Annotated in this window: 10 protein-coding genes; 5 read left to right on the top strand and 5 right to left on the bottom strand. The window is 54.8% G+C overall.

Going from position 1 to position 12,803, the window contains the following annotated elements:
• Window positions 1-19: 19 nt before the first annotated feature.
• Window positions 20-859 (bottom strand): 23S rRNA (adenine(2030)-N(6))-methyltransferase RlmJ, encoded by an 840-nt coding sequence (locus FFI61_RS01560; RefSeq protein ID WP_200369037.1) that lies wholly within the window; start codon window positions 857-859, stop codon window positions 20-22.
• Between the two features lie 499 nt (window positions 860-1,358).
• Between FFI61_RS01560 and FFI61_RS01555 the strand changes: the two genes are divergently transcribed.
• From FFI61_RS01555 to FFI61_RS01535, 5 genes are all read left to right on the top strand, one after another.
• Window positions 1,359-2,657, top strand: a complete 1,299-nt coding sequence (locus FFI61_RS01555) for an imelysin family protein (protein WP_200369036.1) — start codon at window positions 1,359-1,361, stop codon at window positions 2,655-2,657.
• Window positions 2,658-2,792: 135 nt separating this feature from the next.
• On the top strand, window positions 2,793-4,202 hold the full coding sequence (locus FFI61_RS01550; protein WP_200202625.1) for a di-heme oxidoredictase family protein: 1,410 nt from the start codon (window positions 2,793-2,795) through the stop codon (window positions 4,200-4,202).
• Between the two features lie 11 nt (window positions 4,203-4,213).
• On the top strand, window positions 4,214-5,263 hold the full coding sequence (locus FFI61_RS01545) for an imelysin family protein (protein ID WP_227714545.1): 1,050 nt from the start codon (window positions 4,214-4,216) through the stop codon (window positions 5,261-5,263).
• 10 nt (window positions 5,264-5,273) lie between these two features.
• Window positions 5,274-6,374 carry a DUF1513 domain-containing protein gene (locus tag FFI61_RS01540; RefSeq protein WP_200369035.1) on the top strand — a complete coding sequence of 367 codons (1,101 nt, stop codon included), beginning with the start codon at window positions 5,274-5,276 and terminating at the stop codon, window positions 6,372-6,374.
• A gap of 185 nt (window positions 6,375-6,559) precedes the next feature.
• Window positions 6,560-7,831, top strand: a complete 1,272-nt coding sequence (locus FFI61_RS01535) for an MFS transporter (RefSeq protein ID WP_265091916.1) — start codon at window positions 6,560-6,562, stop codon at window positions 7,829-7,831.
• 33 nt (window positions 7,832-7,864) lie between these two features.
• Here the strand turns inward: FFI61_RS01535 and FFI61_RS01530 are convergent, their stop codons facing one another.
• The 4 genes from FFI61_RS01530 to FFI61_RS01515 all read right to left on the bottom strand — a co-directional run bounded on the left by FFI61_RS01530 (window position 7,865) and on the right by FFI61_RS01515 (window position 12,686).
• A complete protein-coding gene (locus FFI61_RS01530) occupies window positions 7,865-8,230 on the bottom strand; it encodes a DUF4870 family protein (RefSeq protein ID WP_200369034.1) in 366 nt (121 codons plus the stop codon).
• Window positions 8,231-8,301: 71 nt separating this feature from the next.
• On the bottom strand, window positions 8,302-9,942 hold the full coding sequence (locus tag FFI61_RS01525; protein ID WP_200369033.1) for a methyl-accepting chemotaxis protein: 1,641 nt from the start codon (window positions 9,940-9,942) through the stop codon (window positions 8,302-8,304).
• Between the two features lie 218 nt (window positions 9,943-10,160).
• Window positions 10,161-12,197, bottom strand: a complete 2,037-nt coding sequence (locus FFI61_RS01520; protein WP_200369032.1) for a PhoX family protein — start codon at window positions 12,195-12,197, stop codon at window positions 10,161-10,163.
• A gap of 195 nt (window positions 12,198-12,392) precedes the next feature.
• Complete coding sequence (locus tag FFI61_RS01515; RefSeq protein ID WP_200202631.1) at window positions 12,393-12,686, bottom strand: hypothetical protein; 294 nt, start codon at window positions 12,684-12,686, stop codon at window positions 12,393-12,395.
• Between the last annotated feature and the right edge of the window lie 117 nt (window positions 12,687-12,803).

Genomic DNA, 12,803 nt, shown 5'->3' with positions numbered 1-12,803 from the left:
TGACCAGCGGCTAACCTGCTTATTCAGGCACCAACCAGCCGTGTTCGTGGGAAAGGCCCAGCGCAGACTCGCCTGCAATATCCTCAATCATGGCAGAAAAACGGTCTTCAAACCCCCATGGTGGATTAACAACCAGCATGCCGGAACCTGTCATGCCTCGCTCCGGGGGTGTTTTCAGGTGTACTTCACTGCACCAGACTTTGCGCAGTGGGCTGTCTTTCACAGCTTGCTTCAAAGTAGCTTGCAGACCACTGGTAAGCACGGGATACCACACAAGATAAACACCGTGTCGGCACTTCTGCCATGCTTTCTGCAGCGTCGCAGCAACATCGGAATATTCGGATTTGATTTCATAGGAGGGATCAATCAAAGCCATCAGCCTGGGTTGTGCCGGCGGCAATTGCCTCAACAGCCCTTTCAGACCATCTTCATGCATCACCCGAACATTTTGGTCAGCGGCCCAACCGGCGAGTTGGCTACTTTCCGTGGGGTGTAGCTCAAATGCTGTCAGCGAATCGCCAGGGCGCAAAAACTGGCGAAACCAGGCTGGGGAGCCGGGATAAACCGTTAACGCCCCCTCTCCCGCATTGAACCGGGACAACACTTTCAAAACCGACTGCCAATCTCCGGAAGATAAGCTGTTCCGGCTTGCCCACAATTTTTGTACGCCCAGGTCCGCTTCCGCAGTTTTCCGTGCGCGGTCGCTCTTGAGGTCATAAATGGCGCTACCAGCGTGGGTATCAAAACAAGCAATAGCGGAAGGCTTCGCCTGCATCATAGACAGGGCAAGTGTTAACGCCCCGTGCTTCTGAACATCAGCAAAGTTCCCGGCATGAAAGGCGTGAAGATAACTCAACATAAATCAGCTCCCGATAAACAGAAGCTATTAAGCCCGAGCGCGCACTCCCAGTGCAAGAGAGCGCTGGAAAAAGCGCTCTCGAGCCAAGCAAGACAGAAGAAGCGGCGCGGTGCAGCCGGATGTCAGCCAGAACGGCTAGTGTTGGGAGGTGGCTGGCCAGAACCGCAGCTCTCAGGTTGCCCAGCGACAACGCTGGTTTTATCAACCGACTTACGAAGCGACTGCCACGCTGAGAAAACACTCTTTGAAGAGCCTGCTAGCCTAACCACTGATCCGCTCATACTTTTTCCCCTGATATAAGAGCACGTTCAAATCAGAATCTAGCATCACAAATCGTATTTGCAAATGATTATCATTAAAATTTGATATCACGCTTTTTTTGACCAGGCCACGCTAAAAAACGCCAGAACACTCTTGCGCTGAAAAGCCTCAACAAACATAATTGCGAACGATAATAACTCCTATTACCATGCTCATTTCTAAAATCCCGGAGTCCTCAATGAAGACACTTTTTCGACCGGCCACTCTTGCGCTCGCTGTTGCCGCCACAACAGGTGCTGGCTGCGCCAACACCACCTCACCAGAGGCAGCAGACTCCCAACCAGCCACCAAAATGTCGGTTGTAGAGCACTATGCCGACGTAGCGCATGCCGGATATGAAGACGCCCTGATTACTGCCAAGGCACTGAACAAGGCTACCGACCGATTAATTTCCGACCCTACTGAAGCCAACATGAAAGCGGCCAAGGAAGCTTGGCTCGCAGCTCGTGTGCCCTACCAGCAAACAGAAGTGTTCCGCTTCGGCAACGCGATTGTGGATGACTGGGAAGGCCAACTGAACGCCTGGCCTCTGGATGAAGGGCTGATCGACTACGTTCAGGCCGACGATTACCAATATGAGCTCGGCAATGCTGGCGCAACCGCCAATATTATTGGCAGCAAAAGCATCAATGTTGGCGGCGAAACCCTCGATGTAACAAACCTCACGCCAGAGCTGCTTGCTAACCTGAATGAGATTGGTGGTTCGGAAGCAAACGTGGCCACCGGCTATCACGCCATTGAATTTTTGTTGTGGGGACAAGATCTGCACGGATTTGATCCTGGCAGTGGCGAGCGGCCAGTAACTGATTATGCAGCCGGTGCCGACTGCACCAACGGCAACTGCGACCGCCGGGGTGAATACCTCGACGCGGTAACCGACCTTCTGGTGTCTGATCTGGAGTGGATGGTTGCACAGTGGGCACCAGGTGCCTCTGACAATTATCGCAGCCAGCTTATGGCCGCGGATGCCGACGAAGGCGTGCAAAAAATGCTGTTCGGCATGGGCTCTCTGTCCCTGGGTGAGCTGGCTGGTGAGCGCATGAAGGTGGCCCTTGAAGCTAACTCATACGAAGACGAGCACGACTGCTTCAGTGATAACACCCACAACTCCCACTACTATAATGGCCAGGGCATTCAGAACGTCTATACCGGCAACTACCGTCGTGTAGACGGCAGTCTGGTATCTGGCCCTTCGTTGTCCGATCTGGTAGCGCAAACCAACCCTGACCTGGACGCCCGCCTGAATGCCCAGCTTGAGGCATCCATGAGCGCACTGGGAATGATGAAGGCCAAGGCCGAATCAAGCCAGAACCCCATGCCCTTTGATATGATGATTGCACCAGGAAATGCAGAAGGAGCAAGCATTGTGAATGGCGCGATTATGGCATTGGTAGAGCAAACCGGCTCCATTGAGCAAGCAGCTCGGCAGCTTGGCCTTGAAGCTCTTTCGCCAGACGACGCAGGCCACTCTTTCTGAAAGTAAACAGGAAAGAAAACGATACCCGGGGGCGAGCGCGGCCCCGGGTTATCAAGGAACACGATATAGCCATGGAAAGCCCGCTTTGAGAAGAGCGGATTTTCCATGGCTTATTCAATTATGTGGAACAAATTAATGACCAGAACACAACTCATCACGGGGCTGCTGATTTTCGGTATCGGCCTACCCATTCACGCCGCCTCCCATGCGGGCTTTCCGTTGCAGGACTCCCCCAATACCGGCGGCGATGGCACGGTTGAGCAGTTCGACACCAACGCCTACTCCCTACCCCAAGGCAATCTTTCCATGACCAAGCGCCTGGACTTCAGCGTTGGTAACAGCTTTTTCCGTAACCCCTGGGTTGAAGCGCCGGCCAGCACCACCGCGCGGGATGGACTAGGCCCTTTATTCAACACCAACTCCTGCCAAGGCTGCCATATCAAAGATGGTCGCGGCCACCCGCCCGCTGCTGATGAAACAGCTGTGTCCCTGTTCTTGCGCCTGGCGGTTCCAGCCGACCCGGGAGTAGACGCAGATATTCTGCTTACCCAGGGTTTTAAGCCGGCGCCGGTGTACGGCAGCCAACTGCAAACCGCTGCCCTGCCCGGTGCAAAGCCTGAAGCCGATATGGTGCTTACATGGAACCCGGTAACAAAGACCTTGGCTGACGGCACCATAGTGGATCTGAGAGAGCCGGTTTACCGGATAGAGAACCCCAACTACGGTCCTCTGCCCGAAGATCTTCTGATTTCCCCTCGGGTCGCGCCGCCTATGATTGGCATGGGGCTGCTCGAAGCGATTCCGATCGCCGACCTGGAAGCCCTGGCCGACCCGCAGGATGAGAATGGCGATGGCATTTCCGGCAAGCTTAATCTGGTGTGGGATCTGGAAACCAAACAGACAGTGCCCGGCCGTTTTGGCTGGAAAGCAGCCGAGCCCAATGTACACCAGCAAAGCATGGGCGCCTTTGCCGGCGATATGGGGCTAACTTCCAGCCTGAAGCCATCTACTGACTGCACGCCTGAACAGGAATGTGACCGCTTTCCCGACGGTGGCCAGCCGGAAGTGAGCGACAAGATCGCAAACTTTGTCACCTTCTATGCAAAGAGCCTGGCCGTACCCGCTCGACGCAACATGGAAGATCCCGCAGTCCAGAAGGGTGCGCAGCTATTTAACGAAACCGGATGCGCCGGGTGTCACACCCCCCGACATGTCACAGGAACAGACCCGGAACGCCCTGATTTGAGCAAGCAGACTATCTGGCCCTATACCGACATGCTGCTGCACGATATGGGCCCTGCCCTTGCCGATGGCCGCGATGAGTTTCTGGCAAACGGCAACGAATGGCGCACACAGCCACTCTGGGGCATTGGTCTGGCGCAAATCGTTAATCCGCAAGCCGGCTTTTTACATGATGGCCGAGCGCGCACTCTGGAAGAGGCCATCCTGTGGCACGGAGGAGAAGCGGCTCCGGCGGTGGCGCTTTACACCGGGTTCAGCGCCGAAGACCGACAGGCACTGATCGATTTTCTGACTTCTCTATAATGGAGCCCGACATGACGCGACTGGCACTGACCTTCTTACTCGCCTCATCGGTGGCCGTTTCTCCGCTGGCGGCGGCAACGGCCAATAATGCAGATAGCCAAACTATTGAATACCGAAAGCAATGGCACAGCGACGTTCTCACGGGTTATCAGAACCTGGCGACACAAGGCCAAGCTCTGTCCAGCCAGGCGGCGAGCTATTGTCAGGCCCCCTCGCCGGAAGGGCTTGAGCAGACAAAGCAGGCCTGGCTGGAGGCATTTCTGGCCTGGCAACAGGTTCGTTTTGTGGATTTTGGCCCGGTAGAGCAGGGAAATCGCGCCTGGCAATTCCAGTTCTGGCCGGATCCGAAAAACCTCGTGGCCCGCAAGGCTTCCTACCTGCTTAAAGACGAAGCGCCGATCACACCTGAAAAAGTCAGTGAATCCGGCGTCGCCGTGCAGGGCTTCCCAATGGCGGAGTATTTGCTGTACGACCAGGCCTTCGCTAACGGCGAAGAAGCACTGCCAGCCGGGCGCAGCTGTAAACTATTGCTTGCAGTAACCCGACATATCGCCGACAACGGCCAATCCTTGGCAAATGACTGGCAGGGTTTTCAGAGCAACTACCTTGGCAGTGATCAGTACACAGATACAACTATACGCTCTGCCATGGCCGGGCTGGAGATTCTTGAGGAGCGGCGCCTGGCTACGCCAATGGGCCTGCGCGGTAACGGTAAACGCTCAGTTTACAGCGCCGATGCCTGGCGAAGCGAAGCCAGCCTTGCTGCCATGGGCGCCAGTGTTCAGGGACTCAAACAGAGTTTCCTGCCAGCCTTCTCTAAACTCCTCACAGATCGGAAACAGCCCGATCTCGCCGAGCAGATCGCACAGCAGTTCGACGAAGTGCTGGCTAACTTTCCGGAACTCGACCGCCCGATGGCACCCTTACTGGCTGACGATAACGGATACAAATTGCTGCAAAGCCTATATATCGACATCACTCAGCTGACGTCACTGGTAAATGACCGTGCAGCCGTTGAGCTTGGCGTGGTGCGTGGCTTTAATTCCAGCGACGGAGACTGAGGAGAGGTCCATGCCTGAACTGACTCGCCGAAGCTTCATTAAATCCGCCCTCACTGGTAGCGCTGCCATCAGCCTTTCCGGCTGCACCCTGCTGCCCCGCAAAGCGGGTAACCAGAGCCCTCAGCAATACACCGGCGCTATAGGTCTGCAAGACAACCGTTTTGCGGTAAGCGCCATAGCGCCAGATGGCAAGATGCTATGGCAATCCCCGGTAGGCTCTCGCTGCCACAGTGGCTGTAACCGACCGAATACCGCACAAGTGGTGTTCTTTGAGCGTCGGCCAGGCTGGGCTTTCTATGTTTTCAATAGCGAATCAGGCGATCGGCTGCACCGCATTGAAGCGGCCAAAGGCGAGCATTTTGTAGGCCATGGTGTATTCTCACCAGACGGTCGTTATTTGTACGCTCCCGTTAACCGCTATGAGCCCGGAGAGGGCATTATCGCAGTTTACGATAGCCATCAACATTATCGACGGGTGGATACCTTTGAGCTGAACGGCATAGGCCCGCATCAGATCACTATGCACCCGGACGGCCAAACACTGGTCGTTGGGTTGGGCGGCATTCTTACCCACCCGGATTACGACCGCATCAAGCTCAACCTGCCCACTATGAAGCCAGCGCTGTTGATGATGGACAGGCTCTCCGGCGACATTCTCGCCCGGTTCCAGCCGTCACACCATCAACTCAGTACCCGGCATGTGGATGTTGCTCAAGACGGCACTGTTTATGCCGCCTACCAATATCAGGGGCCAGCTCATGAGCTGCCGCCACTGGTTGCGCGTTACCGCAACGGACGCTACGAAGAGATCGACTTTGGTGCGGCCACTCACCGGGAGCTGGGTAATTACATCGCCAGCATAGTGGCTCACCCTGAAAACGACCTGGTTGCCATCGCCTCCCCGATAGGTGGGACAGCGTTAATCTTCAACAGTCGCTCCGGGAAAGTAATTGAAAAGGCTGCCATCCCGGACTGTGCCGGTGTTGAAGCTTTGGCCGGGGGAGACTTTTTAGTATCTTCAGGCCGCGGCAAGCTGGTTCGCATGGGCAAGGGAAAACCGGCGGAAGAAATTGCCAGCATGCCGGTTCAGTGGGATCATCATCTGGTATGAACCATCGCTAATCTGCATTCCGGGGTACTGGGGTGCCGGCCCGGCTGGTATCCTTGGCTATCCATTTTACGGAGGGCAGCGGCTTGTCCCAGCAACAAACACCAATTCAGAAAAACTCCTCTTCCAACGCGGGCGACCAGACAGGTAACGGGCTCTTCGAACGACCTGTCGACCGGCTATACAGCCTGATCGCCAACGAAGAAGACGCCCGGGTATGCAAAGACATCCCAGCCGAAGCCTGCAATGTGGTGCCACGCAACTTCTTCCTGATTCTGGCAGCCAACGTACTGACCAAGCTGGGCGACTTGTTAATCAGCCCGAAAACCGTGCTTGCCTGGCTAATGAGCGCCATTGGCGCGCCGGCTCTGGTGGCCTGGCTCGTTCCCATTCGGGAATCAGGCTCTATGGTTCCCCAAATGATGATTGCAGCTTGGGTTCGCCGCAAACCGGTGCGCAAATGGTTCTGGACACTTGGCAGCTTTGGACAGGCCATCAGCGTGACTGCCATGGCTGCTTGCGTCTGGTTTCTTGAGGGCTATACAGCCGGCGGCGGCATTGTCGCTGCGCTGATTGTATTCTCCCTGTCTCGGGGGTTCTGCTCCGTGGCCATGAAAGATGTTCAGGGAAAGTGCATTCCGAAAACCCGCAGAGGCAGGCTCTCCGGCCTTGCAGCCACTATCGGTGGCACAGCGACGGTTCTGTTGACGGTGATTTTGTTCAGGGATCAGGGCGACCCGACCATCGCATTTTATAGTCTGCTACTTTTGCTGGCAGCTGCGCTCTGGGTGATTGCGGGAATTCTGTTTGCAGGCGTTGAAGAGCACGAAGGTGAAACCGACGGTGGTGGTAACGCCCTTACCGAAGCGTTCAAAAGCTTGTCATTACTGAGGGATGACGCGCCCTTCCGTAACTTTGTGATTACCCGCGCTCTCTTGCTGTGCTCGGCTCTGGCATCGCCCTATTTTGTGGTGCTGGCTCAAAAAGAATCGGATACAGGTTTAATGCTTGGCGTGTTCCTTCTGGCAAGCAGCCTGGCCAGCTCCGTATCCGCCAGTTTCTGGGGGTGGATGGCAGACACCTCCAGCCGACGGGTGATGATTCGTGGTGCGGCAATCGCCAGTGCTGTGTGCTTGTCCGTAGGGCTAACTGCCATGTTTGCAGGCACTGGTGTAGGCAACGGCTGGTTTTACCCGGTGGCATTTTTCGCACTCAGCATTGCCCACGCAGGCGTGAGACTGGGCCGGAAAACCTATTTGGTGGATATGGCTGGAGGCAACAAACGCACAGACTACACGGCTGTGAGCAATACCGTGATCGGGTTTTTGCTGCTTGCTACCGGAGGACTAACCGCACTCTTGTCGCTGATTTCCAACGCTGCAGTGATCGTAGTGCTTGGGTTGATGGGGCTGGCCGGAACCCTGAGTGCAATTCGTCTGAAAGAGGTAACCAGCGGCTGATACACCAGCCGCTTGGTCGTTCACGAAAAATCGCTAGATGGGTGCCTTGCCGTCATTCAGTGCCAGGGCACCTTTCACGATGCGAAATATCACCCAAATGGCGGTACCCATAAGAATAAACCAGCCGACAATAATAAAGCTGGTCACCACTCCAATAACTGTCCACAACAAGCCCAGCCAGAAGGTTCTGATCTGCCAGCGGAAATGCGGCTCCACCCAGGTGTTACGAACATCATCGAGCTTCACGTAATTGATAATGACGCCCACCAAACCGGTGATACCCCCCAGAAAAAACGACAACCCCTGAAGGATGTAAACAACCACCGCAAGATTGCGTGCGGGATCCGATCGGCGCGCCAGCTCATCTTCACCAGCAGGAATATATTCCGGGTCAGCCAAGGCACTTCTCCTTTATCGATATGAACTGAAAGCTTATCACAGGCGCCGGAACCGATTTGACGCTCATTGGATCAGTGATTATCCGGACGGTACCCAAGCCGGAATCCGCCCCAGTGCCGCCCGTTCACGTATACCGGAACAGAAAGATCGTGCATGACTTCGCCAGTGTCGCGCCGGTAGGTTTGCAGCAGCATGTCTTCGGTATGGCTGCCACAGCGTATTCCTGTGCGGTCGTTAAATAGTCGCTTGCTGCGGCTGCGCATCAAATCCGTAGCTGCATCTCCGGTAGGTGCATGAGCAAACTCACGATTATGGGTAGGCACATAGCCATCCGGGGCCGCAGCAATCGCAAACACCAATGCGGGATGGGAACTCTTCACCGCTTCCTGCACCTGTGGCAAAAACTGATCGGTAAAGGCATCGAAGCTGCTTGAATACTTTGCAGGTTGAGTGCCAGGGATCGGCTTTCTCGCCGAATCAAACAGAGCATTTTCTGTCAGCTTGCCATCACGTACCGCTTGCTCAAAAATCTGGCCGATCTGACTGGCACCAGCGCGGGCCTGGTCGTAGAAGAACCTGTGGTAGCTGGAATCACTATTCATCGCAAACGCTGCATTGGCGACTTCCGCAAGCTCCATCAGTGTTGCAGCCTGCTCTGCAAGCGAAGCAACGCTGGTGTCACTTTCAGAGATCTGATCACGAACGGTTTCAATAGCCGTGAATACATGACCCAGGCTGAGTTCGTTGTTCTGATCTATCTCTGCAATACGGGCAATCTGCTGTTGAACCCGATCGGACTGATCGCGTATCTGATCCAGCCGCTCGCCAACACTTTCCACAGACACCAATCCCTCTTCAACGCTGCGGGCAAGATTTTCTATACGGGTGACAATTAAAGCTGTATCGGAACGGATTTCCTGCAGCGTTTCCGCTACTTCGCCCGTCGCCTGAGCTGTGCGACCAGCTAATTGACGGACTTCATCCGCAACCACCGCAAAGCCACGTCCCTGATCGCCCGCACGAGCCGCTTCAATGGCTGCGTTGAGTGCCAGCAAGTTAGTCTGTTCCGCGATGCCTTGAATAGTGCTGGTTACGCCCTGAATTTTGTTGGACTTGTCGTTCAGCTCCTGAATCAGACGCAGGTTTTCACCGGACTGCTGATGCACCAGGCGTATGCTATCGATAGCACTGGTGAGCGCTTGACGCCCTTCCGTGCTGGCTTCACGATTTTGCAGCGCCATAGTGGCCGCTTCTGTAGCCTGCTGCGAAGACTCTCTTACCGTTTCAGTAATCTGACCGGCATACTCTGCCATCTGTGCGGTTTCCTGCACCTGCAAATCCAGTCGCAATTTGAGCTGGTCGGCCGCGTAAGATACTTGCGCGGCAGAGATCGCGTTTTTATCAGCATTACCAGAAAGGGCTTGCGCCAAAGTCCTGCCTGTTTGAGCATTAGCAAGCAGTTGCTCACACCGGGCTCTCACCGGGTGATTCTCTTCCAGAGCTCCCTTGTTCAGGCCTTCCAAACCGCGATCCACTGGAGCCAAAACCCGCACAACCAGATAGGCAGTGGCGGCAACAAGGCCGACAACCAGCCCTATAGAGAGAGATGCAGGATCCAGACCTAACAAGGGCGCCACCAAAACACTGACAACCGCAAGAATAATGGCGATTGCGACCCCCCAAAATACCGCTGCACGATCAAGCAACCCCATAAAAACCTCGACGTTGTTATTATTTCTGATAGGTACACAGTTATCCGGCCAATTTAGAGTCTAAGGAATTGAAACGGTTTGATAACTCATAGTTCGGTCTAGTTTAGTTGATTAAGGCATCGGCCACATTGAGCATTTCTTAAACGAAAAAACCGAAAACCCGATGCGCCTTTTTGCTCAGGCGATCAGGTTTTCGGTTTTACCTGACTCTATACAGCTCAGGCGCCAATCACGCCCTTATCATCACGGACCACTATTACGGTCGCATCCCGTGGGTGATCGCCTTCGTTACCGAAGGGCCAGTCCCTGGCTGGATGCTGAATGTTCACGAACATGGTTTTAACATCCGGCGTAGTTACAACCCCGGTCACCTCGCAACCTTGCGGGCCCACGAAGAAACGACGGATATCACGGGTTTCAGGGTTAGCCGCCAGCATCATGTTGTTCTGATACGGCGGGGCGTCGGAACCATCGGTTTGAATCCAGAGGCGGCCATTGTAGTCAAACCACAAGCCATCCGGGCTGTTGAAGATATTGTCATCGGTCAGTGACACAGCGACATCTCCATCGACAACCGTTTCTGTCCCCTGCTCTCCGGCAAACACGAAAATATCCCACTGGAACTCTGTTGCAGCAAAATCATCACCGCCTTCACGCCAGCGAATGATATGACCGGAGCGGTTTTCTGCCCTGGGGTTCGCAGCGTTTACCTGCTCCTCAGTGCGCCGGGAGTTATTGGTCAGGGTGAAATAGACCTCACCTGTATTAGGATCTACCGCTCCCCACTCCGGGCGATCCATTGGCGTCGCACCGGCAATATCGGCTGCGAGCCGGGTATTCAGGAGCACATCTGCCTGGTTCTCGAATCCGTCAAACTGGACATTTCCAACCAACGAGCCTTGCGCTGCCTCAACACTGGCCGCGAAGCCTGCATCGTCAAGTGACAAAGGCAGCCAATCGCCAGAGCCGTCTTCGTTATAACGCGCAACGTACAGAGTTCCCTCATCCAGCAAGTAGCCACTGGCGGTTGCTGCATAGTAGGGCCGCGAAGATACAAACTTGTAGATGTACTCGAAGCGGGAATCATCACCGGAGTAGCACACAACCGGCTTACCTTCCTCTACCGGCGCAAAGATCACACCTTCATGGCCGAAACGGCCAAGGGCAGTGCGCTTCTGGGGCTTGCTCTCCGGCGTGAATGGGTCAATTTCTACCATGTAGCCATAGGTGTTGGCTTCGTTGCGATAATCGTCTTCAGCACTTTGGGCCGTGGGGGTAATGTTGAAGCGCACGTATTGATCATCCCCGCCCTCAGCAAACTCCCAATCGTAGCGGCTTGCACCACCAACGCCATGGCGGGTCTGTTCCCGAGGCTTGGTTTGGGAGCTATTGGCGAAATAGCCGTGCCAGTTTTCCTCTGCTGCCAGATAGGTTCCCCAAGGTGTCGGGCCCATAGAGCAGTTGTTCAGCGTGCCCCGGGTTTGGGTGCCGTTCTTGCTGAAACGGGTCGAGAGCTTCTGGTAGCCCCGAAGAGGGCCACGAATATCCATCTCGGTGTTGCCCGTAACCCGGCGGTTGAAGGGGCTTCCGAAGACTATGTCCCAGTCACCTGTGCTGTCTTTTTTGATATGAACCACCGAGACACCGTGAGCAGCCACTTCCTTGCGTACCTCATCGGCAGGTCGCATTCCATTTGCGTTATAGGTGGGGCCATCGGGGTGAAGGGCAGCCTGATTTATGTACTCATGGTTCATCACCAGCAGCCCTTCATCGGAAGAGTTACCGCCAGTCTTAAAATCAATCGGGAAAAAGTGCAGGCCATCGTGATGCATGCCTACTTGTTGTTCCTGATCCGCTCCGGAGTTGGACGCGTCTGCCCGAAATGCAGGATAAGAGCCGGTGATTGGTGTGCCCCAGGGCAAAAAGGCTTTGGTGGAGTAGCCGGCTGGCACTACAACCTTGTTTGCTGAGGAAACGGGTATCGCTGCGAAGCCCAATTCCGTTGCACTGCCTTCACCCGGGCCTGCACTTCCATTGCCCCCATTGCTGCGGTCATCGCTATCGCTGTCACTTCCACAACCCGCAATCCCGAAACCCATAATGCTGGCCAGTGCCGCGCCAACACCGCCTTTCATCAATGTGCGTCTCTGCATACGTGCAGCCAGTACGTCCTGGAATGCGCTGTTGCCTGAGTGGTTTACAACGGGTTCGTAGTCGGGATCCAGGTAATTGGAATCAAGGTCGTGCTTGGCCATATTTTGTCTCTCTCAGTCTCTCGCTGTGTACAACAAACGGGGGTTATCGAGAGGACAGTGTCGGTGGGGCAGATGACAATGCGGAGACAGTAAAACGACAGAACCGTTAATCTTTTCTGACAAAGACTAACGGTTCTGATGAGCTTTGGCTGAAACACTCCGGCGCAGGTGTTACGCGCCAGAGTTGAGACATGATTACTTAGTCATGTCGTCATAGCCTTCTTCCATGGCATCGCCAGCTTCTTCTGCGGCTTCACCCATTTCATCACCGACATTCTCGGCACCTTCCTTCATTTCGCCGATTACGCCTTCATCCTGACCCGTAGCTTCTTCATAGGTCTCTTCCACAGAATTGCCCGCGTCTTCCACAATTTCTCCAGCGTTGTCCGCGGCCTTCTCAAAATCAGCTCCTTCGTTGTCATCGGAACTGCAGGCAGCCAGACCTAAAGTCAAAAACATAAGAAGAGCGCTGAGAGTAAATTTATTCATAACATATCCCTCTGTTGGTAAACATTTGTAACCCTGCACAGAGTACGGCCATGACCGGCGCCACACAATTACCTGCTGATTACTCTTTGTTTAAGCAACCACTCCCAAACGGTGTGA

Source organism: Marinobacter sp. DY40_1A1 (assembly GCF_016597815.1).
Lineage (GTDB): Bacteria > Pseudomonadota > Gammaproteobacteria > Pseudomonadales > Oleiphilaceae > Marinobacter > Marinobacter xiaoshiensis.
The sequence above is the reverse complement of the archived record's forward strand: the minus strand, read 5'-3'. Positions and strand labels throughout refer to the sequence as shown.